This window comes from Dyella sp. ASV21 (genome assembly GCF_016428975.1).
Lineage (GTDB): Bacteria > Pseudomonadota > Gammaproteobacteria > Xanthomonadales > Rhodanobacteraceae > Dyella.
Map to the genome: position 1 here is coordinate 1 of NZ_JAELTT010000034.1, position 26,627 is coordinate 26,627.

At 65.3% G+C, this 26,627-nt stretch carries 24 protein-coding genes and 1 riboswitch; of the genes, 14 read left to right on the forward strand and 10 right to left on the reverse strand.

Features of this window, described 5'->3' with window-relative positions; all coding sequences use genetic code 11:
- Positions 1-1,321 (reverse strand): DUF2875 family protein (locus JHD67_RS12660; RefSeq protein ID WP_199099545.1); only part of this gene is annotated, 1,321 nt, incomplete at its 3' end.
- The gene (locus JHD67_RS22895) at positions 1,314-3,440 is read right to left on the reverse strand and encodes a DUF3274 domain-containing protein (RefSeq protein WP_199099546.1); all 2,127 of its coding nucleotides are present in this window, start codon (positions 3,438-3,440) and stop codon (positions 1,314-1,316) included. The genes JHD67_RS12660 and JHD67_RS22895, both read right to left, overlap by 8 nt.
- A 472-nt stretch (positions 3,441-3,912) precedes the next feature.
- Between JHD67_RS22895 and JHD67_RS12670 the strand changes: the two genes are divergently transcribed.
- On the forward strand, positions 3,913-4,251 hold the full coding sequence (locus tag JHD67_RS12670) for a hypothetical protein (RefSeq protein WP_199099547.1): 339 nt from the start codon (positions 3,913-3,915) through the stop codon (positions 4,249-4,251).
- A 50-nt stretch (positions 4,252-4,301) separates the two neighbouring features.
- Positions 4,302-4,658 carry a hypothetical protein gene (locus tag JHD67_RS12675; protein ID WP_199099548.1) on the forward strand — a complete coding sequence of 119 codons (357 nt, stop codon included), beginning with the start codon at positions 4,302-4,304 and terminating at the stop codon, positions 4,656-4,658.
- 4 nt (positions 4,659-4,662) lie between these two features.
- On the opposite strand, the gene JHD67_RS12680 is transcribed toward JHD67_RS12675, so the two are convergent.
- Positions 4,663-4,959 carry a hypothetical protein gene (locus JHD67_RS12680; protein WP_233171864.1) on the reverse strand — a complete coding sequence of 99 codons (297 nt, stop codon included), beginning with the start codon at positions 4,957-4,959 and terminating at the stop codon, positions 4,663-4,665.
- A 157-nt stretch (positions 4,960-5,116) separates the two neighbouring features.
- Between JHD67_RS12680 and JHD67_RS12685 the strand changes: the two genes are divergently transcribed.
- The 6 genes from JHD67_RS12685 (at position 5,117) to JHD67_RS12710 (ending at position 13,530) form a co-directional block, all read left to right on the forward strand.
- Complete coding sequence (locus JHD67_RS12685) at positions 5,117-5,779, forward strand: glutathione S-transferase family protein (RefSeq protein WP_199099549.1); 663 nt, start codon at positions 5,117-5,119, stop codon at positions 5,777-5,779.
- 269 nt (positions 5,780-6,048) lie between these two features.
- Positions 6,049-6,411 carry a hypothetical protein gene (locus JHD67_RS12690; RefSeq protein ID WP_233171865.1) on the forward strand — a complete coding sequence of 121 codons (363 nt, stop codon included), beginning with the start codon at positions 6,049-6,051 and terminating at the stop codon, positions 6,409-6,411.
- Between the two features lie 136 nt (positions 6,412-6,547).
- The gene (locus JHD67_RS12695) at positions 6,548-8,620 is read left to right on the forward strand and encodes a M13 family metallopeptidase (RefSeq protein ID WP_199099550.1); all 2,073 of its coding nucleotides are present in this window, start codon (positions 6,548-6,550) and stop codon (positions 8,618-8,620) included.
- A gap of 20 nt (positions 8,621-8,640) precedes the next feature.
- On the forward strand, positions 8,641-9,669 hold the full coding sequence (locus tag JHD67_RS12700) for an alpha/beta fold hydrolase (RefSeq protein WP_199099551.1): 1,029 nt from the start codon (positions 8,641-8,643) through the stop codon (positions 9,667-9,669).
- 31 nt (positions 9,670-9,700) lie between these two features.
- Positions 9,701-10,561 (forward strand): type 1 glutamine amidotransferase domain-containing protein, encoded by an 861-nt coding sequence (locus tag JHD67_RS12705; RefSeq protein WP_199099552.1) that lies wholly within the window; start codon positions 9,701-9,703, stop codon positions 10,559-10,561.
- A gap of 117 nt (positions 10,562-10,678) precedes the next feature.
- A riboswitch (cobalamin riboswitch) is annotated at positions 10,679-10,893 on the forward strand.
- A gap of 147 nt (positions 10,894-11,040) precedes the next feature.
- Positions 11,041-13,530, forward strand: a complete 2,490-nt coding sequence (locus JHD67_RS12710) for a ribonucleoside-diphosphate reductase subunit alpha (protein WP_199099553.1) — start codon at positions 11,041-11,043, stop codon at positions 13,528-13,530.
- 89 nt (positions 13,531-13,619) lie between these two features.
- Here JHD67_RS12710 and JHD67_RS12715 read toward each other — a convergent pair whose 3' ends face one another.
- Positions 13,620-13,889, reverse strand: a complete 270-nt coding sequence (locus JHD67_RS12715) for a GIY-YIG nuclease family protein (protein WP_199099554.1) — start codon at positions 13,887-13,889, stop codon at positions 13,620-13,622.
- Between the two features lie 160 nt (positions 13,890-14,049).
- Here JHD67_RS12715 and JHD67_RS12720 point away from each other — a divergent pair, with 160 nt between their 5' ends.
- Positions 14,050-15,060 (forward strand): ribonucleotide-diphosphate reductase subunit beta, encoded by a 1,011-nt coding sequence (locus JHD67_RS12720; protein WP_199099555.1) that lies wholly within the window; start codon positions 14,050-14,052, stop codon positions 15,058-15,060.
- Between the two features lie 36 nt (positions 15,061-15,096).
- Here the strand turns inward: JHD67_RS12720 and JHD67_RS12725 are convergent, their stop codons facing one another.
- A complete protein-coding gene (locus tag JHD67_RS12725) occupies positions 15,097-15,570 on the reverse strand; it encodes a bacteriohemerythrin (RefSeq protein ID WP_199099556.1) in 474 nt (157 codons plus the stop codon).
- Between the two features lie 297 nt (positions 15,571-15,867).
- Between JHD67_RS12725 and JHD67_RS12730 the strand changes: the two genes are divergently transcribed.
- Both JHD67_RS12730 and JHD67_RS12735 read left to right on the forward strand, forming a co-directional pair.
- Positions 15,868-16,254 carry a BlaI/MecI/CopY family transcriptional regulator gene (locus JHD67_RS12730; RefSeq protein WP_199099557.1) on the forward strand — a complete coding sequence of 129 codons (387 nt, stop codon included), beginning with the start codon at positions 15,868-15,870 and terminating at the stop codon, positions 16,252-16,254.
- Position 16,255: 1 nt separating this feature from the next.
- A complete protein-coding gene (locus JHD67_RS12735; RefSeq protein WP_199099558.1) occupies positions 16,256-18,196 on the forward strand; it encodes a M56 family metallopeptidase in 1,941 nt (646 codons plus the stop codon).
- A 157-nt stretch (positions 18,197-18,353) separates the two neighbouring features.
- Here the strand turns inward: JHD67_RS12735 and JHD67_RS12740 are convergent, their stop codons facing one another.
- The 3 genes from JHD67_RS12740 to JHD67_RS12750 all read right to left on the reverse strand — a co-directional run bounded on the left by JHD67_RS12740 (position 18,354) and on the right by JHD67_RS12750 (position 21,494).
- On the reverse strand, positions 18,354-20,687 hold the full coding sequence (locus tag JHD67_RS12740; protein WP_199099559.1) for a S9 family peptidase: 2,334 nt from the start codon (positions 20,685-20,687) through the stop codon (positions 18,354-18,356).
- Positions 20,688-20,812: 125 nt separating this feature from the next.
- Positions 20,813-21,145 (reverse strand): multidrug/spermidine efflux SMR transporter subunit MdtI, encoded by a 333-nt coding sequence (mdtI, locus tag JHD67_RS12745; protein ID WP_343214357.1) that lies wholly within the window; start codon positions 21,143-21,145, stop codon positions 20,813-20,815.
- Positions 21,135-21,494: an SMR family transporter gene (locus JHD67_RS12750; RefSeq protein ID WP_199099561.1), complete on the reverse strand. Its 360-nt coding sequence runs from the start codon at positions 21,492-21,494 to the stop codon at positions 21,135-21,137. The genes mdtI and JHD67_RS12750 overlap by 11 nt, the downstream gene beginning before the upstream one ends.
- Before the next feature lie 60 nt (positions 21,495-21,554).
- On the opposite strand from JHD67_RS12750, the gene JHD67_RS12755 reads away from it, so the two are divergent.
- Together JHD67_RS12755 and JHD67_RS12760 are read left to right on the forward strand one after the other, a co-directional pair.
- Positions 21,555-21,959: an acyl-CoA thioesterase gene (locus tag JHD67_RS12755; protein ID WP_199099562.1), complete on the forward strand. Its 405-nt coding sequence runs from the start codon at positions 21,555-21,557 to the stop codon at positions 21,957-21,959.
- Between the two features lie 54 nt (positions 21,960-22,013).
- Positions 22,014-22,766 (forward strand): glutathione S-transferase family protein, encoded by a 753-nt coding sequence (locus JHD67_RS12760; protein WP_199099563.1) that lies wholly within the window; start codon positions 22,014-22,016, stop codon positions 22,764-22,766.
- Between the two features lie 152 nt (positions 22,767-22,918).
- On the opposite strand, the gene JHD67_RS12765 is transcribed toward JHD67_RS12760, so the two are convergent.
- Positions 22,919-23,287 carry a hypothetical protein gene (locus JHD67_RS12765; RefSeq protein WP_199099564.1) on the reverse strand — a complete coding sequence of 123 codons (369 nt, stop codon included), beginning with the start codon at positions 23,285-23,287 and terminating at the stop codon, positions 22,919-22,921.
- A 299-nt stretch (positions 23,288-23,586) separates the two neighbouring features.
- On the opposite strand from JHD67_RS12765, the gene JHD67_RS12770 reads away from it, so the two are divergent.
- Positions 23,587-25,629, forward strand: coding sequence for an amidohydrolase family protein (locus JHD67_RS12770; RefSeq protein WP_199099565.1), 2,043 nt, complete (start codon positions 23,587-23,589; stop codon positions 25,627-25,629).
- A 22-nt stretch (positions 25,630-25,651) separates the two neighbouring features.
- Here the strand turns inward: JHD67_RS12770 and JHD67_RS12775 are convergent, their stop codons facing one another.
- Positions 25,652-26,551 carry a LysR family transcriptional regulator gene (locus tag JHD67_RS12775; RefSeq protein ID WP_199099566.1) on the reverse strand — a complete coding sequence of 300 codons (900 nt, stop codon included), beginning with the start codon at positions 26,549-26,551 and terminating at the stop codon, positions 25,652-25,654.
- Positions 26,552-26,627 lie beyond the last annotated feature (76 nt).

Consider the following 26,627-nt stretch of genomic DNA (forward strand, 5'->3'; position numbering starts at 1 on the left):
TGGCCAGCGCGATGCCGACGAAGGGCGAGGCCGCGCCGGTATCGCCCAGGCGCTGGGTCAGGTCGTAGCTCTCGTGGGATTCCAACAGATCCAGCGGACTGCCGGCGGCCTTGAGCGCGGGCATCAATTCGGCCAGCGCCTGCCCCGGCTTGCCGCTGTCGAAGAAGGCGCGCGCGGGCGCGGACGTGATGCCCTCCAGACTCTGCGTCCAACCGTTGGCCAGCGCGGCGGTAAGCGCCTCGTTTTTCAGGCGTGCGCCCGGCTTGGCGGGGTCGTGGAGCGACACGCTGACCGGGCGATGCAGCACGGCCAGCGTCTTGAGCGCATCCCATTGTGCAAAGCCCAGCTTGGTCCAGGGTTTGGGGATAAAAGTGGTGGGTTGGAAGTTCCATTTGGGATGCCGCTCCCAGTCGGTAAAGCCGGGATAAATGGATCGCCCCGGGGGGCGCTTGGTATAAGGCGCAAACGCGCGTAGCCAATTCACCCGCTCCGGCCGGGCCACTACCAGTGCGACCATGGCGTCGGTCAACTCGCCGGGTTGACGCGGGCCGGTACCCACCCCGATCAGCTTGTCGTTGCGGCTGGAGAGCGCTCCAGCCATGTTGAAGCCCTCCACCACATACACCAGCATCGCCGGGAGATCGGGCTTGGCCTCGAAGGTCTTGAAGATGTCCTCGATCACCGCCTCCGGCGTGTCGTTGCAGATGCCGCCCCCCTCCATCGGGCGGATTTCGTGCCAGTGCAGGCCCGCTGGCTGGCGCAGGTCGTTGACCATGGTGCTCAGCATCTCGTTCACCCCCTGCGGCGAGGTGCGCAAGCGCGCCGCCGTGGGGTTGTAGCCGCGCACGATGGTGAGGGTGGGGATGGGCCAGGCCTCCAGGAAATCCTTCAGCCCCAGCTCCAGCGCATCGGCCATTCGCTTTTCAAATGCCTGATCCTTGGCATCGGCGGTGACCGGGTACGTGGCCGGGTCCGTCGGCAGGATCGAGCCCAGCTGCAGGCTGGCCGGCTGGCCGGCATCCTGTTGCCGCAACCGCTGCCATACCTGGCCTTGCCGATAGACATCCACCACCAGGCCCACGCTGACGATATCCAGCGTATCCAGGTGCGGTGAGGTGGTGGGGGCGCTGTACAGCGGCGAGGTCGTCATCGAGGGCATATCCGTAACAGGCGGGGCGGCCTCGGCCGCACCCGGGAAAGAGGCCGAGCAGGCCGTGACGGCGGGCTCGGGAGTGTCGGCGCCCACCGGGCCGCTGCACAGCAGCACCAGCAACGCGCCGCCGACGCGCCGCCACGCAGGCGAGGGCTTGGCGCTACACACGGGTTTCGCTCCGCACCAGCGAGGGCAACGGTGGCTGGAAATACGCCGGATACGCCTGCGGCTTACCGTTGGCGTGGTAGTCCGCGGTGGCATCGATCAGTTGGCGGTGCGCTGCGGCCTCGGCCTGATAGAGCGCTAGCGTTTCAGCATCGGGGCTGTCATCGGGGTCTTGCCGCTCGGCATCATTCTGGGAACGGAAACTGCTATAGTTCTTCTTCTCACCCCACCCCAAACGCCAATCCGCCACGCGGCACAGGTAGGTATAGAACGCCTCGTCGTCCAGGCTCTTGGCCTGCCCAATGGCCAGGTCATAGGCCACCGCATAACGGCTGTGATCCGGATTGGCCGGAATGGCCGAATGGAACGAGAGCGCATCCGCCTTGGTGAGCTGCTCATCCGGTATTTCCATCAGGCGCTGGCGCGCGTCGCTGGGCGACTCGGTGCGCACTACGCGCACGGTGCCCTCGTCCCACAGCACCACGTGCTTGATCTGGGTCTGGTCGAACGGTGCCCGCCCCGCGTTGATGGCCGCCTGCACGGCATCCTTGTGGTAGCCCTGGGCAAACACGGGATCGTTCTTGTCCAGGTCGTAGCTCATGTACACGCCCGGCTTCCACCCGCCATTGGTAATGGCGATGGACGCGTCGATGGGGTCCATGCGCGACTTGACCATGTGGATGCCGTCCTTGCCGCCCGTGGTACTCACCACGTTGCCTTCGCCATGGAAGTTGGGGCGGAACGCGCGCGGCAGCGGCGGCGCGTTGACCACCGCCACCTGGCCCTTGTCCAGCTCCGAACGCGTCGCATTGCCAAACCAGCCCTGGCCATTGCCGTCCCAGGTGCTTTCGCCGGCCTCGCGCATTACATAGGCATGCGGCGGCGTTCCCACCTCCTCCGGCTGCGCGTTGCGCTCGCGCAGGGTGAAAATGCGCTGATAGAAACGGTTGCCCAGCTCGCCTACCAAGGCGCTTGGCACGCCCTGCCAGCCGATGCCCTGCACGTTGCGCAGGCCCACTGTTTGGTCTTGCGGGGTGAAGTACAGGAGCACGTTGCCGCGGTTGTCGCGCTCGTCGAACACGTGCTCGGCCTGCTCAAACGTGGTGGCGCACTGCGCGCCCGTCCAGCGCAGGCCGCCGATGCAACCCACATGGGCGGGGTCGGCCATCTGCGCGAGCGTGGGGGTGTGATGCGGTCTGTCGCCGATGAAGGCGACGATCTTCTGCAGCGTGTCCTTGCGCGCGGCCTTGGTCTGCTGCTTGCCGACCGCCTGGATGCGCTCCACGATGGGTTCTTCCAGGCTGTAGGGCGAATTCATCATCACCGCGCTATCGATCGGGCGCTGACCGGCGTCCTTGAGAAAGGCGTTGGCGAGCAAGGTGAGCATGGTGCCTTGGCTGTGCGCCACCACGTTGATGGTGTCGTCTGGATGCTTGGCGCGAATGATGGACACCAGCATGGCGAGCCGCTTGGCGCCCAGCACCATGTAGTTGCGCGAGGGCGCCGGCATCAACGGATGCCCTGGCGTACCGGCCAGCGTGTTCATGGGAACGACACCGAACAACACGCCACTGAAGCCTTGCCCCCACATATCCGGCAGCGTGGTGGTGGCGTTGGCGAAGGCACCGCCTTCTTTGGTGCCGGCCTTGTCCAACCGATTGCCGTAGCGATCCAGCCATTCGCCGTGGGGCGTGTCTTTTTGTACGTAAGGCAGTTTGGTTTTGGGGTCGATGCCACCGTCCTCGCGAAAGCCCCAATAGAACGGAATCACCACGCTGCGCGTGCCGTGGCCCGGCTTGCCGTTGTTGGCCAGGCGGCGGTAATACACCGCATCCGGATCGGGGGCGAGGTGATCGTCTTGGCTGGGCAGCGAATACGTGGCGGGCACCAGCGCGGCGCTGTTGACCTGACCGCGTGCATTGGTGAGGTGGTCCAGGCGTTCGGTGAGCCCTTGGCACAGGCCTTTTTCAATATCGGCGTACACGCCCGCCAGATCGTTCACGCCATGCACAAGGATGGTGATGCAGGGCTTTGGCTGGCGCACCTGCACGTAGCACGCGCCACCGCCCGGGTACAACAGCGCCTGCGTTTCGCCCGCGAGGGGACGGGAGGCTAGAGACACGATCACCTACTCCTTCGACCAAGGTTTGCCTGACGCACGAACGGCCCAACACCAAGCCCGGTTCGCCATGGCTCGTAGCGCACAACGTGAGCAACGCGATGCATTGAGCCCATGGGATGGCGCGCCGCGGGAACCCCACGCGGAGCGCGTTCTACCACCGACAAGTATCAATCGATGCGCAAGCGTAGGTTGTCGGCCGTTCCCGATCCGACGTATCAGCGGCGCGCTTGTCTAATGGGTCGATGGGGAGAAAGGGTGCACTGAAAGCACCGACGCTGTCTCTCCAACACGCACTTGCAAGCACCATGCGAGCGATACGCCCATCGTAAACGCGCATTCCGTGCGCGCTGGCGCGGGAGGCCATCATCCGGCAACAGGGAGAGCTGTCAGCGGGCACTTACATGCGACACAGCGAAAAGCGACTCGATTGCAGGCCACATGATCGTAAACGGGCGTCATCGGTAGCCGTAACGTGGGCTTTGTCATTCAGACGAAGGGGATCACCATGCGCCTCTTGGCTCGTTCAATGCCCAGCCTATTACTTGTCTCCCTTACTGGCGCGGCGCTCGCCGAAGCATCCTCTACGGGACTCGGTCAAGCATGGCCCAACGCGGCGGACGTCAGCGCTCACCGGCGCTTTCATGCGTATGTCTTTGCGCTTGGTGGCCTTCACTACATCCAAGTCAACCATGCGAACGGCGACGTACTGGGCGGCGTCGGCATCTCGGGCGGCCGCGTCATTTACCCTTCCATCCTCCATTTCGGCACACCGGTATTTCGGCACACTGGTGTTGCTCATCACCACGCGTAGACATGTGCGCCGCAGTGGAACGCATCGCGCCAACCACCGGGTGCTCGCCCGTGCCGGCCTGGAAACAGGCTGGCGGCTATCGTCACGCGGCGGACAAGTTCGCCCTGGGTGGCTGGCACGCCGCGCCGTCCCTGAGCGTGAACGCGCCGCGCATCGCCGAATGCCCGCTGCAACTGGAAGCGCGCGTGTCACTGGAGCTGGAGCGCCCGCTTGATGCGTGGCGCGACGGCGCAGGCGGCTTCGTGATCCTGGAACTGGACGTGCTGCACGTGCACGCGCACGAGGACGTTACCGTGCCCGATACCCAGCATGTGGACCCGGTCCGTTATCGCCCGCTGTTCTACCTGTTTCGCCACTATGTGGGCGCGGGCCAGCCCAAGGGCCGTACCTTCAAGGCCGAGGTGTAAGTACCTAGCCCACGATGGCGAGCAACGCCGCCAGCCAGATCGCCGCCACGCCCAGGGCAAAGGCGCGCCGCGCGGGACGCATGCGCTCGACGCTGTCGTCGGCCACCGGCGTGGTAACGATCCACGGCACCGACGCCAGGCAGGCGAAGCCGGTAAAGGCCAGCACGGTCACCCATATATCCACGAATCGCCAAGGCGCCGGTTCATGGACGCCCCAATAGCCGAGAAACGCCATCCCCATCGCGCACAGGGTGGCCGATGCGGAACACAACCCAACCACGGAACCTGTTGGCGCACGCATGGGGGCCTCGGGGGTTGGCAGTCCTGAGTGCAAAGATTAGCGCATGACCGTGCCGGCGGGCATGCCGCTTCGCGGTGTCGAAATCGGGGCGCGTGCTTCGTCGTTAGCTTGAACGCGATGGCCGCGTCGACCTTTTCCCGTCACACAGGTGCCCACCATGTCACTCACGCTCCATATGCATCCGCTGTCCTCGTACTGCCACAAGGTGCTGATCGCGCTGTATGAGAACAACACGTCGTTCCGCCCGCATATGGTGGACCTGGCCGATGCCCGGGCCCGCGATGCGTTCTATCGCCTGTGGCCCGTGGGCCGCTTTCCGGTATTGCACGATAGCGCACGCGACCGGCTGGTTCCCGAATCCAGCATCATCATCGAGTACCTGCAGCTGTATTACCCGGGCGCGGTGCCCCTGTTGCCCTCCGACAGCGAGACCGCGCTGCAGGTGCGCCAGCGCGATCGCTTCTTCGATCAGCATGTGCACGAGCCGTTGCAGAAGATCATCACCGATCGACTTCGCCCCATCGATCAGCGCGACCATTTCGGCGTGGCGCAGGCACGCCAACGCCTTTACGCCGCACTGGATCTGTTCGAACGCGACATGGCACAACAGCCGTGGGCCGCGGGCGAGACGTTCGGCATGGCCGACTGCGCCGCTGCGCCACCGCTTTTCTATTGCAACTTGCAGATGCCACTGGAGGACACCCATCCACATACGGCCGCTTATCTGTTGCGCGTGATGCAACGCCCCTCCTACACGCGCGTGCTTACCGAGGCGGAGCCCTATCTGCACATGCTGCCACGCGAGCCGGCCGAGGCTTGAGTGCGCGCACGACGTTAAAAATTCCGGTGCCTCAACTGTCGCGAAACCTTCATGGAAAGCCTTGATTGGCAAGGCTTTCATGCCGCCAGCTGAACAAAAGGGGCGGGGGCGTTCGCATGTGTCAACCCGCCCTCGTGCGCCCCGTTTTCCGCATCAAGCCGCCCGATCAGCGGGCGACTCAGGGGCAACACGCTACACGGCATGGGGCGAAACACCCCAAGGGCGAGTTCACCCTGCCATTGACCACACGCACCGAGGATTCCATCGCCATGAACACCAAGATGACGTCGCGTTTCAGCCTGATCGGTTTCACCCTGGCCGCCGCGCTCGTGAGCGCGGGCGCCATGGCGCAGACCACCTCGCCGGACAATATCCCCGGCCATCCGCGCGTTTCCGAAGTGAACCAGCGCCTGCAGAACCAACAGAACCGCGTACAGGCCGGCGTCGCCGATGGCCAGCTCAACGCCAAGCAGGCTGCCCGTGACGAGAAGCAGGACTCCAACATCGCCGCCCGCGAAAGCCGGGACGAAGCCCAGCACGGGGGTCACCTGACCACGCAGGAACAGAAGAACCTCAACAAGTCCCTCAACCACGACAGCAAGCGCATCCACAAGCAGCGCGCCGCCGGCTGATCGCCCGCTCCACGCTTCGACAAACGGCCCGGCCCTCGCCGGGCCGTTTGCGTCTTGGCCGAACCAACTTCCTGCACTGGCCTTCGCCCCCGGGCATGCGAGTATCCGCCGATCCCCAACCCGAGCGGAGACCCTCATGGTCAGCAGGAAGCTTGCAGTGGCTTGTCTGTATGCGTTGTTGCTGGGCGCGGCGCATGCCGCCGATCCCTCCGCGGGAAAGCCGCAGTACGGCAACTGGGGTTACGACCAGGCCGGGGCCGACCCGGCGGTCAAACCGGGCGATGACTTTTTCCGCTACGCCAATGGCCACTGGCTGGATCACACGCCGATACCCGGCGACAAGCCCGCCGTCAGCCTGCGCCTGACGATGACCGACCTCACCGAGCAACGTCTGCACACGCTGATGGACGCGGCGGCGCAGCGCCATGCCTCCACCGATACGCTGGAAGGCAAGGTCGGCGCGTTCTACCAGTCCTATATGGACGAGGCGCGCATCGATGCGCTGGGCGCCAAACCCATTGCATCGCAACTCGATGCCGTGCGCCGGGCGACCACGCGCGAGGCACAGGCCGCCCTGATGGGCCGCAACAACGTGGACTTCGAAGGATCGCTGTTCAACTTCGTGCTGGACGTGGATCTGAAGGACAACACGCGCTACACGGTATATCTCACCCAGGCCGGGCTCGGGCTGCCGGATCGCGACTACTACCTCAAGCCGGAATTCGCCGCGCAGAAGGCCGCCTACCAAACCTATGTGACGCAGTTGCTCACCCTGGCCGGCTGGCCGAACCCGGCAGCCGCCGCCAAGGACGTGGTGGCCTTCGAAACCGCCATCGCCAACGTCAGCTGGAGCAAGGTGCAGCAGCGCGATCCCGTGGCCACGTACAACCCGATGAGTGTGGAAGAACTGCAGAAGCTCGCGCCGGACTTTGCCTGGCACGACTTCCTCCAATCCGCGCAGCTGGGTGGGCTCAAACACATCGTGATTGCGGAAAAGAGCGCCTTCCCGCCACTGGCCGCGCTGTATGCCAAGACGCCGGTGAGCACGATCCAGGCCTGGCAAGCCGCGCACATCGCCGACAACGCCGCCTATTACCTGTCCAAGCCGTTCCAGGACGCGTATTTCCAGATGCACAACAAGACGCTGACTGGCCAGCAGCAACAGAAGGCGCGCTGGAAGCGTGGCGTGGGTGCTGTGTCGGGCGGCGATTGCTCCGTGGGCGATCGCCTGGCCTGCTTTGGCAATCTCGGCTGGGCGGTGGGTGAGCTTTACACCGCCAAGTATTTCCCGGCGTCATCCAAGGCCAAGATCGAAGAGCTGGTAGGCAACCTGAAGGCCGCCTATCGCGTGCGCATCCAGCAACTGGACTGGATGAGCGCCCCTACCAAGCAGGAAGCCCTGCGCAAGCTCGACACCTACGTAATCAAGGTGGGCTACCCCGATCATCCGCGCGACTACAGCAAGGTGGCGATCCAGGGCGATGACCTGGTCGGCAACGTGCTGCATGCCGCTGCGGCGGACTGGTCGTTCTACGTCGACCGGCTGGATAAACCGGTCGATCGCAGCGATTGGTCGATGACGCCGCAGACCAACGATGCCTACAACGGCTCGCTGCGCGACATTGTCTTCCCCGCGGCGATCCTGCAGCCGCCGATCTTCGACCCCAACGCCGACCCCGCCATCAACTACGGCGCCATCGGCGGCGTGATCGGTCACGAACTCACCCACGGCTTCGACGACGAAGGCCGCAAGATCGATGCCGAGGGCAAGCTGCGCGACTGGTGGACCGCCGCCGACGCCAAGGCCTTCGATGAGCGCGCCAAGAAGCTCGGTGCACAGTACAGCGCGTTCCAACCGCTGCCGGGCGTGCACATCAACGGCGACCTGACCATGGGCGAGAACATCGCCGACCTTGGCGGCCTCACGCTTGCGCTGGATGCCTACCACGCCTCCCTGCACGGCAAGCCGGCGCCGGTCATCGATGGACTCACCGGCGACCAGCGCGTTTTCATCGGCTGGGCGCAAGCCTGGCGCGGCAAGCTGACCGACGACGCCGTCCGCCGCCAGGTCACCAGCGACCCGCACTCGCCGCGCGCCTTCCGCGTCAATGGCCCGGTGCGCAATATTGACGCGTGGTACCAAGCCTTCAACGTGCAAGCGGGCGACAAGCTCTATCTGCCCGCCGCCGAGCGCGTGCGCATCTGGTAGTCGGCCTGAGGATGACCGCCGTGTTCGCAGCCATGGCGCAGCCGTTTGCGCCATGGCTGCGCTTTCTCCCTCCGCTTGAGGCAACCATGCAGACCCTTCGTCGTTGGAGTGCGATCCTCACCCTTGGCATAGCGTGCGGTACCGTCTGGGCCAGCGAGACGCCGATCACCGTGCAAGGCCCTGCCGGCGCACTGGCCGGCACGCTGCAAACCCCCGACACCGCCTTGGCCCACGCACCACTGGTGCTGATCATCCCTGGCTCGGGCCCGACCGATCGCGACGGCAATAGCCCGAACGGCTTGCGTGCGGGTTCGTACCGCCTGCTGGCGCAGGACCTGGCTGCGCAAGGCATCGCCACCGCGCGCATCGACAAGCGCGGCTTGTTTGGCAGCGCGCACGCGGGCGTGGATGCCAATCAGGTCACCATCGATGATTACGCTGGCGATGTGGAGGCATGGGTGCGCCAGTTGCGCAAGAACACAGGCACCTCGTGCGTATGGCTGCTCGGTCACAGCGAGGGCGCACTGGTCGCCGAAGTGGCGGCCGCACGCACGCAAGGCGTATGTGGCTTGATCCTGGTGAACGGTGCCGGCCGCTCCTCGGCCGATGTGCTGGAGGAACAACTGGAGCGCAATCCGGCGAATGCTTCGTTGTTGCCGCAGGCCAAGACAGCCATCGATGCCTTGCGCAAGGGCCAGCATGTGGATGTCTCGCCGTATCCCGAACCGCTGCAACGCTTGTTCCGTACGAACGTGCAAGGCTTCCTCATCAGCTGGTTCGCGCAGGACCCGGTACAACGCCTGCGCGACTACAAGGGGCCGGCGCTGGTGATCCAGGGCACCGCCGATCTGCAGATCACCGTCGACGACGCCAAGCGGCTGGCCGGTGCGCGACCGGGCGTGCGGCTCAAGCTGGTCGAGGGCATGAACCACGTGCTCAAGACACCGGGCGAAGGCATGCAGGCCAACCTCGCCAGCTACGGCAACGCCGACCTGCCACTGGCCGACGCCCTGGTACCGGCGATCGCCGGCTTCGTGCACGGCAGATAATCCGTCCCAACAACCCTCCCGGAACGCTCGCATGGCGCACGTGTTGATCCCCCTGCCGCATCAGGATTTCGACCCCAGCGAAGCGGCCGTGCCGTGGCGCGTGCTTACCCAGGCGGGACATCGGGTGAGCTTTGCCACCCCCGACGGCGCACCGGCGAGCGCGGACCCGATCATGCTCAGCGGCGAAGGGCTGGACCTTTGGGGTTGCGTGCCGGGCCTGCGCAAGCTGCGTGCGGTGGGCTTGCTGCTGCGCGCGAATGGCGTGGCCCGCCGCGACCATGCGGCAATGACGCGCGACAGCGCCTTCCAGGCGCCGCTGCGCTGGGACGCCATCGACATGGGCCATTTCGATGGCTTGCTCCTGCCTGGCGGCCATTGCGCACGCGGCATGCGCCACTACCTGGAAAGCGAGCGCCTGCAATCGGTGGTGACGGCATGTTTCGCGGCGGACAAACCGCTGGCCGCGATCTGTCACGGCGTGCTGTTGGCTGCGCGCAGCCGCCGCGCCGATGGACGCTCGGTACTGCACGGCCGGCGCACCACGGCACTGACCTGGGCGTTGGAGAAATCCGCCTGGTCGCTCACCCGCATCACGCGCTTCTGGGACCCGGACTACTACCGCACCTATCCCGATGGCCCGGGTCAGCCACCCGGCTATATGTCGGTGCAGCAGGAAGTCACCCGCGCCCTCGCCCGCCCCGACGATTTCCTCGACGTGTCCCCGGACGCTCCCGCGCATTGGCGCAAAGCCTCCGGCCTGGTGCGCGATAGCGACAACGACGATCGTCCCGCCTTCGTGGTGCGCGACGGGCGCTACGTGTCGGCCCGCTGGCCCGGCGACGTGCACCGGTTCGCGCGGGAGTTCGCCGCCCTGCTGGACGACGCCGCCTGAGCCCGGCGGCCGTCCGAAAATTTCTTAGCCTTCGCTAAGCCCGTCCCGGTGCTGGCTTTTTCCGGCTTATCCACGCGAAATCCACAAGCTGTTGGGTTGACCGCCCCCGGTCAGCCCGATATGTTGTGCCCCGTCGGTGCCACTCTCAGACCTATGGTCGGACTGGCTTAATAGGGAATCCGGTGTAAATCCGGGACTGCCCCGCAGCGGTAAGCGGAAACGAAAGCCAACAACGCACTGGCCCTCAGCGGCTGGGAAGCGGGAGCGAGTAGGCCGGGTCGAAAGACCCATGTCCGCGAGTCCGAAGACCTGCCGACACGCCGGGACCGATGCGTCCCGGTGACTGGTGACGGCTTCCGCGGGGAGGCGCGTCGACGCGCGAGGCCTGGCCCTCGCTGCTCGACCGTCCGCGAAAGTCCAGCCTTCAGCCCTGCGCGCGGGAGCAGGTAGTTGATGACCACGCTTGGAGCGAAGTCGCCATGCAACCTATCGATACCACCTCGCGCGAACGCAACGACGATCGCGCGGACGCCGCCGTTTTCCCCGCTGATAGCGCCGTGGCCGAAGCGCCACGCGCCGATGCGCCGTTTGCGCTGACCCCGCCCCACAACCCCGGCCAGATGCGCGTGACCAAGCGCAACGGCCGCCAGGAAGTGGTGGACGTGAACAAGATCGTGCGCGCCGTGACCCGCAGCAGCGAAGGCCTGCACGCGGTGGACCCGCTGCGCGTGGCGCTCAAGACCATCGGTGGCCTCTACGACGGCGCCACCACGCAGGAACTGGACGAACTGTCCATCCGCACGTCCGCCGCGCTGACCGCGGAAGAACCCGAGTACGGCCAGCTCGCCGCGCGACTGCTTGGCGCCTTCATCGACAAGGAAGTGAGCGGCCAGGAAATCCAGAGCTTCTCGCAATCCATCGCACGCGGCGCGGAACTGGGCATCCTCAACGATCGCCTGCGCGACTTCGTGGCGACCAATGCGCGCAAGCTCAATGATGCGATCGATCCGCTCGCCACGCGCCGTTTCGAATACTTCGGCCTGCGCACCGTGTACGACCGCTACCTGTTGCGTCACCCGCAACTGCGCAAGGTGATCGAGACGCCGCAGCACTTCTTCATGCGTATCGCCTGTGCGCTGGGCGGCAACGAGATCGGCGAGACGCTGGAGCTGTATCGCCTGCTGTCCTCGCTGGAATACATCGCCAGCTCACCTACCCTGTTCAACGCGGGCACCGCGCACGAACAGCTCAGCTCCTGCTTCCTGCTCGATTCGCCGGCCGATTCGCTGGAATCGATCTACGAGAAGTATGGCGACGTGGCCAAGCTCAGCAAGTTCGCCGGCGGTATTGGCCTGGCCTACTCGCGCGTGCGTTCGCGCGGCTCGTTGATCAAGGGCACCAACGGTCACTCCAACGGCCTGGTGCCGTGGTTGAAGACGCTGGACGCCTCGGTGGCCGCGGTGAACCAGGGTGGCAAGCGCAAAGGCGCGGCCTGCGTGTACCTGGAGCCGTGGCACGCCGATATCGAGGAGTTCCTCGAACTGCGCGACAACACCGGCGACGACGCGCGTCGCACGCATAACCTCAACCTCGCCAACTGGATCCCCGACGAGTTCATGCGCCGCGTGGAAACCGACAGCGATTGGTCGCTGTTCGATCCCAAGATCGTGCCGCACTTCGTCGATAGCTGGGGCCCGGCCTTCGAGCGTGCTTACCACGAAGCGGAAGCCGCGGGCCTGGCCAGCAAGAAGGTGAAGGCGCGTGAGTTGTATGCGCGCATGCTGCGCACGCTGGCGCAGACCGGCAACGGCTGGATGACCTTCAAGGATCGCAGCAACGCCACCAGCAACCAGACGGCCAAGGCGGACAACGTCATCCACTTGTCCAATCTGTGCACTGAAATCCTGGAAGTCACCAATGCCGACGAAACGGCGGTGTGCAACCTCGGCTCGGTGAACCTGTCGCGCCACGTGGTGGATGGGCAGTTCGATTTCGACAAGCTCGCTTCCACCGTCCGCACCGCGGTGCGCCAGCTCGATCGCGTGATCGACCTGAACTTCTACCCCATCGACACCGCCAAGACCGCCAACAGCAAGTGGCGCCCAGTGGGCCTGGGCGTGATGGGCCTGCAGGACGTGTTCTTCAAGCTGCGCCTGCCGTTCGACTCCGCCGAGGCGCTGGCGTTGTCCACGCGCATCGCCGAGGAGATCTATTACAACGCCCTGTCGCAGTCCAACGAACTGGCGGCCGAACAGGGCGCGCACCCGGGCTTTGCCGAGAGCCGCGCCGCCAACGGCGAGCTGCAGTTCGACTATTGGTCGAACGCCACGCCCTCCGACAAGGCGCGCTGGGATGAACTGCGCGAGTCGATCAAAGCCAAGGGCCTGCGCAACTCGCTGCTGATCGCCATCGCGCCCACCGCCACCATCGCTTCGATTGCCGGTTGCTACGAGTGCATCGAGCCGCAGGTGAGCAACCTGTTCAAGCGCGAAACGCTGTCGGGCGACTTTCTGGTGGTGAACCGCTACCTGGTGGAAGAGCTGAAGACGCTGGGTCTGTGGACCGCGGACGTACGCGACGCCATCAAGCTGGCCGAAGGCTCCATCCAGGGCATCGCGGCCATTCCCGAACGGCTGCGCAGCATCTACCGCACGGTGTGGGAGCTGCCACAGAAGGCGCTGATCGAACTGGCCGCCGCGCGCGGCGCATACATCGACCAGAGCCAGTCGCTGAACCTGTTCATGGAAAACCCGAACATCGGCCAGCTCAGCTCCATGTACATGTACGCGTGGAAGTCCGGCATCAAAACCACCTACTACCTGCGCTCGCGCCCGGCCACCAAGATCGCCAAGACCACCGTTTCGGCGGCTCCCTCGGCCAAGGCGGCACCGGTAGTGGAGCAGGAACAGGCCACGGCGGCGGTGTTCTGCTCGCTGGAGAATCCGGAGTATTGCGAGGCATGCCAGTAACTCCGCTGTCGTTCCGGCGAAGCGGGAACCCGGCGCCTTTTGCAGGATGACGGAAGGGCACCGGGTCCCGGCATTCGCTGGGACGATGGTCAAGCGCAGCGGTCGCTGTAAAGGTCACGCCAACTGGAATGGGTCTTCTCGATGAGCTCGATCTTCCGCATGCGCTTCCAGGCCTTGATCGCCTTTTCCCGCCGGATGGCCGACGCCAGGACGTCATGCACCCCGCACCAAACCAATCGATGCACCCGATGCCGATGACTGAAGCCTTCGACAACGTCGTGGCGGTGTTGCCGGATGCGCGCCGTCAAGTGGGCGGTGACCCCGGTATACAAGGTGCCATCGCGATCGCTGGCGAGCATGTAAACGCAAGGTCGGCGCTCGCGCTTGGGGTTGTTCCTTGAGATCGATCACCAGCGTGCAATGACCAACGACCCAACACCACCGTCATTCCCGCGAACGCGGGAATGACGAGCCGAACGCTAAAGCGCCGACATTGGCTGCTCACCCACAAGGAACCCCATGGCCACCCAAAACATTCTCGATCCCGGCTTTGAACTCACCCTGCGCCCCATGCGCTACCCCGAGTTCTACGAGATGTATCGCAATGCCATCAAGAACACCTGGACCGTGGACGAGGTGGATTTTTCGCTGGACGTCACCGACCTGCGTTCGAAGATGTCCGAGGCCGATCGTCACCTGATCCATCGCCTGGTGGCCTTCTTCGCCACCGGCGACACCATCGTGGCGAACAACCTGGTGCTGAACCTGTACCAGCACATCAATGCGCCGGAAGCGCGCATGTATCTTTCGCGCCAGCTGTACGAGGAAGCGTTGCACGTGCAGTTCTATCTCACGTTGCTGGACACCTATATCCCCGACCCGAATGAGCGCAACAAAGCATTCGCGGCGATCCAGAACATTCCGTCGATTCGCCAGAAGGGCGAGTTCTGCTTCAAGTGGATCGACTCGGTGCAGAACCTGCAACGCCTGGAGAGTCGCGAGCAGCGCCGCCAGTTCCTGCTCAACCTGATCTGCTTTGCCGCGTGCATCGAAGGCTTGTTCTTCTTCGCCGCTTTTGCGTACGTGTATTTCCTGCGTTCGCGCGGTCTGCTGCACGGCCTGGCGTCGGGCACCAACTGGGTGTTCCGCGACGAGAGCTGCCATATGGCGTTCGCCTTCGACGTGGTGCGCACCGTGCGCGCGGAAGAACCGGACCTGTTCGATGAGGATATGCGCACGCAGATCGAGCAGATGCTGGAGGAAGCCATCGCCTGCGAAACCCAGTTCGCCGAGGACGTGCTGTCGGGCGGCGTTGCCGGCCTGTCGGTGAAAGACATGCGTCAGTACCTGGAGTACTGCGCCGACCAACGGCTGGCCCAACTGGACCTGCCCAAGAAGTATGGCGTGAAGAACCCGTTCGACTTCATGGATCTGCAGGACGTGCAGGAAGTGACCAACTTCTTCGAGCGTCGCGTATCGGCCTACCAGGTCGGTGTGCAGGGTGAAGTCGCTTTCGACATGGCGTTCTGATCTCCCCGCCGTGCCGCGCTGCCCGCGCGGCGCGGCTCAGGGACCGTTGCCGCCGAAGAAGCGGTTCAGTGCCTCGCGCAGCCAGCCACCCTCTTTGGTGTCCGAGGTCAGCCTGAGCATGCTGCGCTTTACCGTAGCCACATAAGCCTGATCGTCCGTGCGGATATGCTGGAACAGCCAGCCCGAGAGCATGGCTTTCAGATCGTCGGCCACGTCCTCGCCCGCCTGGAAGCGCACGCGGTACTGCCGCACGCCTTCCATGAAGGCGTCATGGAGCTGCTTGTGCACGCGGTCGATGGCGTAGCCGGCGTCCTCCATCAAGGCCTCCTCGAAGGTGAAGTGCGAGTGGGCGTAGTCGATCAACTCGTCCAGCACCGCCGTCATGGCCTGGTGATTTTCTTGTGCGCGCGCATCGGCAAGCGCGTTGATGATGGTGATGAGGCGCCGGTGCTGATGGTCGATGACATCGATGCCGGTATCCAGATCGCTCTGCCAGACCAGATAGCCCATGCCCCGCTCCCCTGTGGCGTGTAATGGCGGCATCAGCAATAGCCGCTGCCCCACCTGGCCGACTTGATCTATATCAAGTGCGAACGACTTAGCGAGCGGCACCGAAGAACCCGCGCAACGATCGGCTCAGCCCCCCCTTGTAAGCGCTGTCCAGGCTTGCGCCACGTCCAGCGGGGCTGGCGGCGGCGGGGTTCGCGGCACCAAGCCGCCGCCCCTTACCCATGCCCTGCGGCCTATTGACTACAGCTGTAGTCACGGGGTAGCTTGACTACACGTGTAGTCAACCGGACCGTAATCATGGGCAAGCCCTCCATCGGCGACCAGGAACTGGCGCTCCTGCAATACGTGGCCGAACACAACCACGCCTCGGTAGGCGAGGTCGCGGCCGGCTTTGGCGAGCCGCGCGGGCTGGCCCGCTCCACCGTGCTGACCATGATGGAACGCCTGCGCAGCAAGGCCTTCCTGCATCGTCGCCAGGTGGACGGCATGTACCGCTACAGCCCCGCCACCCGGCCGGGCGAGGTAATGCGCAGCGCCGTGGGCCAGTTTGTACAGAACACCCTGAGCGGCTCGGTATCCCCCTTTGTGGCCTGGATGTCCGAGCGCGCAGAGGTGAGCGAAACCGAACTCGCCGAATTGGAGGCGTTGGTCGCGCAACTGCAGTCACGACGCAAGGAGAGCTGAGATGACCCCCTTTGACCTATTCGCCCATGAACTGCTGGTGCGGCTGGCCTGGTGCTCCGTACAGGCGGGCATCCTGATCGGTGCGATCTGGCTGGTGGGCCGCTATCTGACCCGCTTGTCCGCCGCGACCCGCTCGCTGCTGTGGTGGCTGCTGGGCGTGCAGCTATTGCTTGGCGTTGCCCTGCCCACGCCGGTCGCGCTGCCTTTGCTGGCGCCGTCCGTCACAACGACCACCCACGCGCCTGCCGCGCCAGCCGAGGCCGCCTTCGTGGCGCCCAGCGAACATCGCACGGCGGGTTTCAACGTCTCCGGGCAGAGCGCCTCCACCGATGCGGTGGCCGCGCCCGCCAGCCTGCACACGGTCGATGCCGCTACGTCGTCGCCCCGCTGGCGCTGGCAGTTCGCGCTGCTGGCGCTGTGGCTGGCCGGCGTGCTGGTGCAGTTGGGCATCGCCTTGCGCCAATGGCGCGAAGCACGCGCTGTGGTGCGCGCCTCGCAGGCCCTGCACGATCCGGCACTGCTGGCCGCGTGCGCCGAGCAGGCGCGTGCCATCGGGCTGCGCCACTGCCCGCAGTTGCGCGTGTCCGATGCCATCGGCTCGCCGCAAGTCAGTGGTCTGTTGCGCCCAGTAGTGCTGTTGCCCGCGCAACAAGGGCTTTCCAGCGAGGAAACGCGGCTGGCGTTGGCGCATGAACTTACCCACCTGCGGCGCGGCGATCTGTGGATGGGCTGGGTGCCCGCCATGGCGCAGCGTCTGTTCTTCTTCCACCCGCTGGTGAACTGGGCGATGCGCGAATACGCCCTGCACCGCGAAGCCGCCTGCGACGCGCAGGTGATGCAGCAACATGGCACCGCACCGCAAATCTACGGTCGCCTGCTGCTGCGCCTGGGCGTGGCCCATCCGCTCCACGCCGGCCTGGCCGGCGCTTCCCCCACCTTCCTCAATCTGAAGAGGCGACTGACCATGCTGCAACAAAGCGCCCAAGATTCGACCTCGCGTGCCCGTAGCTGGCTGCTGGTCGCCCTGATCGCGGCCATCGGCGTACTGCCTTACCGCGTCACCGAAGCTCGCCCCGATCAACCCGACAGCGCCCCTGCACCCACCGCCAGCGCGGCGACGCCAGCCATGGCGGCGCAGCCCAGCACCACGCCGACACCGGCCGCTCGCGCCAGTGCTGCATCGCGTGCTAGCTCGCTCAGCGACGTACCGCCACCGCCGCCGATGCCACCGCTGCCGCCTGCTCCGCCGGCCGCCAAGATTCCGCCGGCACCACCTGCACCCCCGGCTCCGCCGGCCGAGGTCAAGGGCTTCTCGGCGAGCCACGTGCACATCGACACCCATAACGATGCCGGCTATGGCTTTGTGATGCTCGATCGCGACACCGTGACGGTCAACGGCAGCGACGACGACCTGCAAACCGCGCAGCGACTGCGCAAGCAGGGCGAGCCGCTGGTGATGTTCCGTCGTGGCGGACAGTCGTACGTGATTCATGACCCGGCGCTGGTGGCGCGTGCCCGCGCCGCGTACGCCCCGGTCACCGAGCTGGCCATGCAGCAAGGTCGCCTGGGCGGCGAGCAGGGTCGCATCGGTGGTCAGCAGGGTGGTATCGGTGCGCGCCAGGGTGCGCTGGGCATGCGCGAAGCGTCCTTGGCTAACCGAGAGGCTGGCATCCAATTGCGCCTGGCCGGCGGTGGCAAGGACAGCGATGCGGCCGGCGAGCGCGCCGGCATTGCGGCTGAGCGCGCGGAGATCGATCGCGAGCGTGCGCAACTCGATCGCGAACAGGAAGCACTCGGCAAGCAACAGGAAGCATTGGGCAAGCAGCAGGCAGCCCTGGGGCATCGTCAGGAACAGGCATCGGCCCAGGCCAACGAGGAGATGAACCGCCTGATTCAGGAGGCGCTCGCCAAGGGCGTGGCGCAACCGCTCACCTCGCGCTGAAACGCACGAAGCCCTCACCCTGGTGGTGAGGGCTTCCGGTGATGCGGTGCATGCGATGAGCAAGCCTGTAGCGCAACGCGTGCTTCCCCTGGCTGCCTCCCGACCAACCGCATGAAAAAGGCCGGCGATAACGCCGGCCTTTTTCGTTGGCACGCCATCAATCCTTCGGCGGCTTCAGGGTGTATTCCTTCGGTGGCGTATCGCCGGCGAGATGGCGCACGAAGTAGTCCCAGCGCTTGCGCATCATGTAGTTGCTGGCCGTGCCATAGCCGTGATGCGCGTTGGGAATGAGCAACAGGTCGAAGTCCTTGTTGGCCTTGATCAGCGCATCCACCACCAGCAGGGTTTCGTACGGCGGCACGTTATCGTCCATGGTGCCGTGCGCCAGCAACAGATGCCCCTTCAAGTTGGCAGCGTGGTTCTGGTTGGCCTGGTCGTCGTAGTTGCTCTTGCCATCCTTGTCGGTGACCAGCAAGCCCTGCCACTTCTCGGCCCAATCGTCCTCGTAGTTGCGGTTGTCGTGGTTGCCGCTTTCGGCGATGCCCACCTTGAACAGATCGGCGTAACGGAACATCGCCGTGGCCGTGGCGTTGCCGCCACCGGAATGGCCCCAGATGCCCACGCGGTCCATGTCGATCCACGCGTAGCGCTTGCCCAGCTCCTTCAGGCCGGCCACCTGGTCGGGCAACGTGTTGTCGCCGATGTTGCCGAAGTAGGCATCGTGGAATGCCTTGGAACGCCATGGCGTGCCCATGCCATCGATGGCCACCACGATAAAGCCCAGCTCGGCCAGCGCCTGATGATCGACGCGCGCGGCACTGAAGCTGCGCGAGCCCACCGAGCCGGTCTGCGGACCCGGGTAGATGTAGTCGATGATCGGGTACTTCCTGGACGGATCGAAATGCGTGGGCTTGAACATCAAGCCGTACAAATCGGTCTTGCCATCACGCGCCTTCACGGTGAAGGGCTCGGGCGCCTTCCAGCCGCTGGCGAGCAGGCGCGAGATATCGGCCTTGGCGATGGTGGACACCACGTGGCCATCATCGGCGCTGCGCAGCACCGTTACCGACGGCGTGGTCGGCGTGGAATAGGCGTCGGCGAACAGACGGCCATCCGGTGACAGCGTAATGGTGTGGTCGGCCGGCTCGGGTGCCAGCAAGGTCGGCGCGCCGCCATCCAGGCTCACCTTGTAGAGCTGCTGGTAATACGGATCGACGCCCTTTTCGCGACCGACGCCACGGAACCACAGCGTGCGGTTCCTGGCATCGAGCTTGAGCACTTCGGTGACATTGCCTTCGCCGCTGGTGATGGCGTGCTTGAGCTTGCCGCTGTCCAGGTCGTACAGGTACAGGTTGCCCCAGTTGTTGCGTTCGCTGAACCACACTACTTCGTGGCTATCGGGCAGGTACTGCCAGTTGACCTTGCCGTTGCCGCTCTCGTAATAGGTGGGCACCGTTTCGTCGAACACCGTGCGCACGTCGCCGGTCTGCACGTTGGCCACACGGAACCACGCCTGCTTGTGATCGCGCGAGGAGGAGACGAAGGCCAGCGAGCTGGCATCCGGTGCCCACTGCACATCGTCCCAGCCACCATCACGGCCGCAGCTGATGTCGTCGCACAGTGTGGAGCGGTGCTGATCGGGCTCCATCTTCAGGCGCAAGGTGTGACGGCTGTCCACGTCGACGATGACGCGCTCGATCATCGTCACGTCCTTGTCGCCGGCCAGCGGGTACTTCCACTTTTCCACCTTGGGGTGGCCGACGTTGGTGCCGACGATCACCATGTCGCCGGTCTTGCGCTGATCCTGCTGGAAGGTGGCGATGCGCTTGGAATCGGGCGACCACACCAGGATGGCCTTGCCGGAATGCTTCCAGCCGGCGTTGTCGGTGGCGTAGCCGTAGTTCTCCACGCCATCGAGCGTGAGCTGGGTTTCCTTGCCGCTGGCAAGATCGCGCACCCACAGGTTCCAGTCGCGCACGAAGGCTTCGCTGCGTTTGTCCGGCGAGAGTACGCCCGGTTCATGGCCCGTGCCCTCGGCGTTATCGTCCTTGCCAACGGTGCAACTGTCACCCTTGGCAGCGCACAGGTAGTGCTTGCCGCGTACGCTCAGATCCAGGCGGCCATCGCTGGCCACCGTCACCGCGGTGAGGCCGAGCTTGTTGGCGTCCACCGGCTTGCCCATCGCACCGGCCAGCGCCTTGGCCAGTCGCGCGTGATCGAACAGCGGTGCGCTCTTGCCGGTGGTGGCGTCGTAGCGCAGATAGTGATCGCCGCTGGCGTCGTGATCGCGATACCAAAAGTGTTCGCTATCGAGCCAACCCACGCTTTGCACGGCGTGATCCACCAGCGGGGTGGTGTTGTAGCCCACCAGGCGCTCGGCCTTGGCGTAGTCGTCTGCGCTCAGCGTGCGTCCCTGCGCGGCGACACCCGCCGAAAGCGCGCCCATCACCAGCGCGCCGGCAAGGCGCGTTGCGTGTGTTGTCGAAACCATGCGTTCTCCCCAGTCTACGGCTCTACTTGCGGCGCGCGACGGCGCCGTACTCGACCTTTCATCCTACTGTCGCCTGCCAAAAGCCACCCCTGCCATTGGTCCCGGGCGCGATGCGCACAACGGGCTCAGGCGAACTTCATCAGGCACACGCCCAACGTAATCAGCAGCAGGCCCAGCCAGCCGGAGCGGCGCAGGCGTTCGCCGAACAGGGTGATGCCGAGCACGGTGGTGGCGATCAGCCCCACGCCACCCCACACGCCATAGGCCACCGACAGCTGGATGCCCTCGATGGCATAACTCAACGCCGTGAATGCGGCCAGCGCGCAGACGATGGCGGCGATCGCGGGGCGCTTGTAGGCGAAGCCGTGGGAACGCTTCATCAGCACGTTGGCGGCGATCTCCAGCACGATCGCGATGGCCAGGTAGAGCAGGTGGATCGGCGCGAAATCAGGCAGCACGGTCATCCCCCGTGGCAGCGGGCGCCTCGTCGGTGCCACGCTCCAGCAGTACGATGCCGGCGATGATCAAGGCGATGGCGGCGAGCTTGGCGGGCTTGAGCGCCTCGTCGAACAGCCACGCGCTGCACAGCGTGATCAGCACCAGCCCCAGGCTTTCCCACGCACCGTAGGCCACGGCCAGCGGAATGCGCTTCACCGCCAGCGCCAGGCTGGTATAGGAAAGCACGAGCATCACGTACATCACGGCCATGCCCGCGCCGTGCGAGGCGTGGAGCGCACCGAATTTCATCGCCAAGGTACCGACGACTTCGGTGACAATAGCCCATGCCATGAACCACCAGTAGCGCATGCTGTCCTCCTTGCCGTGCGCATTGCACCCCATCCTACCTGCCTGTGACGTTTGACGACCATGACCCAGACCGATACCGCCACGCCGTCCCTGCCCGAAGCCCGCATGCTGGAAATGGTGTTTCCCGATCACACCAACCATCTCGGCACCCTGTTCGGCGGCCAGGCACTGGCCTGGATGGACAAGGCCGCCTTTATCGTCGCCTCGCGCCACGCCCGTCGCACGGTGGTTACCGCGCGCTCGGAAGAGGTGAACTTCCGCGTGCCCGTGCGCAAGGGCCAGCTGGCCGAGCTGGTGGCGCGCATCGTCCACGTGGGCCACAGCTCGATGACGGTGGAGGTGGAACTGACCGCCGAAGACCCGCTCACCGGCGACCGCCGCGTCTGCACCACCGGCCGCTTCGTGATGGTGGCGCTCGATTCCAACGGCACGCCCGCAACCGTGCCGGCACTGCCTGGCGCTTGACGACAGACCGGCGCGGCGGCCACGCTCTGACGATCCCCGCGCTGGAGTTGCCCCATGTCGTCTCGGTTCACCATCATCGGTAATTACGTATCGCCCTACGTCCGCAAGGTCTTGGTATGCCTGGAATGGAAAGGCGTGGATTACCAGATCGACCCGATCGCGCCGTTCGTCGGCAATGAGCAGTTCACCGCGCTGAGCCCGCTGCGCCGCATTCCGGTGCTGATCGAAGGCGACCTGGTGCTGAACGACTCCTCGGTGATCTGCCAGTACCTGGAAGACCGCTTTCCCACGCCGTCGCTGTACCCGGCCGATATCAACGACCGCGCCAAGGCGCGCTGGCTGGAGGAATACTGCGATACGCACCTGGCCAGCCTGCTGGTCTGGAAGCTGTTCTATCAACAGGCGATCCGCCGCTACATCTTTGGCGAGCAAACCGACGAGGCCATGGTGGCGCACGCGAAGTCGGTGGAGATTCCCGCCGCGCTCGACTACCTGGAGCCACAGATGCCGGCGCAAGGCTTCCTGTTCGGCGAGCTGTCCATCGCCGACATCAGCCTGGCGTGCTATTTCCGCACTGCCTCGTTCGTGCGCTACGCGATCGATGCGGAGCGCTGGCCGCGCCTGGCCGCGCTGGTGGCGCGGGTGCAGGCGCTGGAACCCTTCCAGAAGCTGGCTCACCTGGAAGACGCCATGCTGCGCCAGCCGCTGCCCGAACAACGTGCCGCGCTCGCCGCCGCCGGCGCGCCATTGACCGCCAGCACCATCGGCACGCACGCACCGCGCAAGGGCGTGACGCGTTTTGAGTAAAGCGCGGTAAGCGCGAAAGGCGACGCGCATGCAGCGCGTCGCCCTGGGCCGCGCGAGCGTCACCTTTTCGATTGAACGCGGGTGGGTGCGGCGCCTGTGCGCCTGACCGACGTGCGTGCATGGCGGACTGCGCGGCGATACCGCGCGGGTGCTCAGCGCAAATGCAGCCAGTGCAGATGAATGCCGTCGGCGCGATCTTCCGCGCGAAAACCTTCGCGCCCTTCGGCCACCACGCCCCATACGCTACGCAGGCCATCGCCCTGCGGTTCATCCACGCGCACCTGCTCGCCGACCGGAATCGCAAAGCGCGTTTCCAGCATCATCACCTGATCGCGCTCCCACACCAGCTTGGCGGGCCGCCCCGTGGAGGCACCCCAGCCGAGGTGGATCATCACTTCCTTGGGGATATAGGTGCCGCGGTTGTCCAGCTTCCAGCTTTCGGACTTGCGCAGCAGTTCCTGCAGTCGCGGGTCGCTCCAGTCCACGCGATTGCCCCTAGGTTGAGAATTGTCGGCGCTCATGCATGCAGTTCCATCGGAAGGAATGGCCGGCGACGTTCGCGTTAGCCGCCAACACGCAGACCGAACCGGCACGCCCCGCCCGGAACGGAGTACGTGCTGTCTACCGCTATCGGCAGACGATGCACGGACTTTAGAACGCACCGATCGATGCCCCGGGAGTAAAGTCTGATACGCAGCGAACGAAGGTCCCGTGAACGGATAGCCGGCGCCGTGTAGGTCATCAGACACCCCCTCTCCGCACTGTTGCCGGCCGGGGGCAGCGGTGATACTTCGCGCTGAACCCCACGGAGGCTGTCCCTATGCGTGCCCCGATCGTTGCGTTCGCTTTGTGTCTCGCGCTGCCCTGCTTCGCCGATACACCCACCCCCACCGAACAACTGGCCAAGCCACCGGCCAGCGCCCAGCAATTCACCATTCTTTCCACCGCCGGCAAGCACGGCACCTCGGCCCGCTGGACCACCGCCGATGGCACCCGCATGGGCCGCGAGAGCCTGCTGCTGCGCGGCCAGGTCTTCGAACTGGACAGCACGGCCCACCTTGGCAAGGACGGGATGTTCGACCGCCTGGTCGTGCGCGGCCACACACCGCAGGGCGACGCGGGGGAAACCTTCGAGATCAAGGACGGCAAGGCCAGCTGGAAGAGCCCGGTGGATGCCGGCTCGGCTCCCTACGCAGGCGCTGCCGAGTACACCGCCTTCGGTGGCCCGATGGACCTCAACGCCGACCTGCTGGAGAAGCTGCTCGCCTTACCCGGCAAGCCGCTGAACCTGCTGCCGGGCGGCTACGCCAAGGCCGAACCCCTCACCACCGCCACGGTGGGCAGCGGGCCGACGCAGAAGAAAGTCATCGCCTATGCGATTACCGGCATCGCCAATACGCCGATCCCGATCTGGGCGGATGAGAGCGGCAAGTTCTTCGCCTTCATCGGTGGCCTGTCGTGGCTGCCGGTGGGCTATGAAAGCGCACAGCCCATGCTGGAGAAGGCACAGAACGATGCGTTGGCCATGCACTCCAAGACGCTGGTGCCCAAGCTGCTCAAGACGCCAGCCGGGCCAGTGGCCTTTACGCACGTGCGCGCCTTCGTCGATGGCAACCACTTCGCCGATGACCAGACCGTGGTGGTGGACAAAGGCGTGATTGCGCAGGTCGGCCCCGCCGCCAGCGTGAACGTGCCCCAGGGCGCGCAACAGATCGACGGCAAGGGCAAGACCCTGGTGCCGGGGCTGTGGGACGCGCACCAGCACGTGCCGGATGATTCGGCCGGGCCGCTGCTGCTCTCGCTGGGCATTACCTCGGTGCGCGATCCGGGCAACGTCAACGAACTCACCCTGGCCCGCGCACAGCGTCGCGCGAAGGGCGAGCTGCTAGGGCCCAACGTGTATCCCTCGATGCTGATCGACGGCAAAGGCCCGAACACGGCTCAGGTCGCCAGCGTCGCCACCTCGCAGGAGGAAGCCATTGCGCTGGTGCGCAAAGCCAAGGCCGATGGTTTCACCGCCATCAAGATCTACGGCACGTTCAACCCCGCCTGGGTGAAAGCCACCGCGGCCGAAGCGCATCGCCTGGGCCTGCATGTGCACGGTCACCTGCCCGCCGGCATGCGTACGGAGGAGGCCATTGCCGATGGCTACGACGAAATCACCCACATCTACTTCGTCATGATGCAGGCGATGCCCGACTCGGTGGTGAAAGTCTCCAACGGCATGGCGCGTTTTGAAGGTCCCGGCCGCTACGCCAAAGATGTGAACCTCGACCAGGAGCCGATGAAGAGCCTGATCGCCACCATGGCGGCGCACAAGATCACCTCGGACCCCACCCTGGTGGTGGCCGAGAGCCTCTTTGTGCCGGAGAACGGTGACCTCTCGCCTGCCTACGCCCCGTTTGTCGGCACCTTGCCGCCCGCGGTGGAACGCGGCTTCCGCCAGGGCGGCTTCGCCGTGCCGAAAGACCTCACCCGCGCCGACTACCGTGCCAGCTTCGCCAAGCTGCAGGCGCTGGTCGCCGCCATGCACAAGGCCGGCGTACCGATCGTGGCCGGCACCGATGGTTCGGGCCTGGAATTGGTGCGCGAGCTGGAACTGTACGTGCAGGCGGGCTTTACCCCGGCCGAAGCGCTGGCCAGCGCCACGCTGGCGCCCGCCCACCTGGTGGGCGTGGATCAGCGCACCGGCAGCATCCAGACCGGCAAGGTGGCCGATCTGGTGCTGGTGGAGGGCAACCCCGCGCAGAACATCGGCGACTTGCGCCATACCGACGTGGTGATGCTCGGCGGCAAGCTGATGGATGCCAACGCGCTGCGCAGCGAAGGCGGCATCAGCCGTCGTCCCGCCTTCGTGGATTGATCGCCATACTGCACGGCCTGTCTCAAGGCAGGTCGTGCAGCAGCGCCGCCACCCATTCGATGAACACGCGCAGGCGCAGCGGCAAATGCCGCTGCGAGGAGTAGAGCACGCTCACCGGCATCGATGGCGGCGGCATGGCTGGCAACAATTCCACCAGTTCGCCGCGCGCCAGCGCATCCACGATGCGATAGCGCGGAAACTGCGCGATGCCCAGGCCGGCCTCGCAACTGGCGAGATAGGCCTCCGTGCCGCTCACCGTGATGAACGCCGGCAGCGGCAGCTCGCGCAGCTTGCGGCCCACCATGAACTCCAGCGGCGAGGTGCGCCGCGTCGTCGGCGAGGCCCAATTCACCGCCACGTGACCGCGCTGCAGGTCCGCCAAGGTCTGCGGTGTGCCATGGCGGCGCACGTAGCCGGCGCTGGCCACGGTAACCTGCGACAGCGTGGCGATACGCCGCCCCACCAGGGTGGAGTCCTGCAGCTCACCCGTGCGCAGCACACAGTCCACACCTTCCTGCACCAGATCGATAAAGCGATCGCTGGTACCCAGGTCCAGCTCGATCTGCGGATAGCGCGCAAAAAATTCCGGCAACGCGGGGATCAGCGTGCTGCGCGCCAGTGACGAGGCGAGATCCACCCGCAGACGCCCGCGCGGCTCTACCGCGGCCTCGCGAAAGTCAGCCTCCACCGCATCGAGGTCGCCCAACAGGCGCACGCAATGGTTGTAGTACACCTCGCCATCGCGGGTCGCCCGCACGCGGCGGGTGGTTCGCTGCAGCAGGTGTGCGCCCAGGCGCTCCTCCAGCCGCTTGATGGTGTGCGTCAGCGTGGCGCGCGGCAGGTTCAGGTCGTCGGCGGCACGCGTAAAGCTGCCCAGTTCGACGATGCGGATGAACACCCGCATGGCTTGCAGACGATCCATCGGATTGTTGACCTTTTCGACAACAGATATGGCGATTATTGAGCATTTATCACCCCGTCGTCATGCCGAATAATGC

Coding starts and splice junctions, on each gene's coding strand:
- JHD67_RS12775 (WP_199099566.1), bottom strand. CDS start 26,551: ATGGATCGTCTGCAAGCCATGCGGGTGTTCATCCGCATCGTCGAACTG.
- JHD67_RS12680 (WP_233171864.1), bottom strand. CDS start 4,959: ATGCGTGCGCCAACAGGTTCCGTGGTTGGGTTGTGTTCCGCATCGGCC.
- JHD67_RS12695 (WP_199099550.1), top strand. CDS start 6,548: ATGGTCAGCAGGAAGCTTGCAGTGGCTTGTCTGTATGCGTTGTTGCTG.
- JHD67_RS12720 (WP_199099555.1), top strand. CDS start 14,050: ATGGCCACCCAAAACATTCTCGATCCCGGCTTTGAACTCACCCTGCGC.
- JHD67_RS12750 (WP_199099561.1), bottom strand. CDS start 21,494: ATGCGCTACTGGTGGTTCATGGCATGGGCTATTGTCACCGAAGTCGTC.
- JHD67_RS12705 (WP_199099552.1), top strand. CDS start 9,701: ATGGCGCACGTGTTGATCCCCCTGCCGCATCAGGATTTCGACCCCAGC.
- JHD67_RS12770 (WP_199099565.1), top strand. CDS start 23,587: ATGCGTGCCCCGATCGTTGCGTTCGCTTTGTGTCTCGCGCTGCCCTGC.
- JHD67_RS12760 (WP_199099563.1), top strand. CDS start 22,014: ATGTCGTCTCGGTTCACCATCATCGGTAATTACGTATCGCCCTACGTC.
- JHD67_RS12725 (WP_199099556.1), bottom strand. CDS start 15,570: ATGGGCTATCTGGTCTGGCAGAGCGATCTGGATACCGGCATCGATGTC.
- JHD67_RS12710 (WP_199099553.1), top strand. CDS start 11,041: ATGCAACCTATCGATACCACCTCGCGCGAACGCAACGACGATCGCGCG.
- JHD67_RS12690 (WP_233171865.1), top strand. CDS start 6,049: ATGAACACCAAGATGACGTCGCGTTTCAGCCTGATCGGTTTCACCCTG.
- JHD67_RS12735 (WP_199099558.1), top strand. CDS start 16,256: ATGACCCCCTTTGACCTATTCGCCCATGAACTGCTGGTGCGGCTGGCC.
- JHD67_RS12765 (WP_199099564.1), bottom strand. CDS start 23,287: ATGAGCGCCGACAATTCTCAACCTAGGGGCAATCGCGTGGACTGGAGC.
- JHD67_RS12730 (WP_199099557.1), top strand. CDS start 15,868: ATGGGCAAGCCCTCCATCGGCGACCAGGAACTGGCGCTCCTGCAATAC.
- JHD67_RS12685 (WP_199099549.1), top strand. CDS start 5,117: ATGTCACTCACGCTCCATATGCATCCGCTGTCCTCGTACTGCCACAAG.
- JHD67_RS12755 (WP_199099562.1), top strand. CDS start 21,555: ATGACCCAGACCGATACCGCCACGCCGTCCCTGCCCGAAGCCCGCATG.
- JHD67_RS12740 (WP_199099559.1), bottom strand. CDS start 20,687: ATGGTTTCGACAACACACGCAACGCGCCTTGCCGGCGCGCTGGTGATG.
- JHD67_RS12715 (WP_199099554.1), bottom strand. CDS start 13,889: ATGCTCGCCAGCGATCGCGATGGCACCTTGTATACCGGGGTCACCGCC.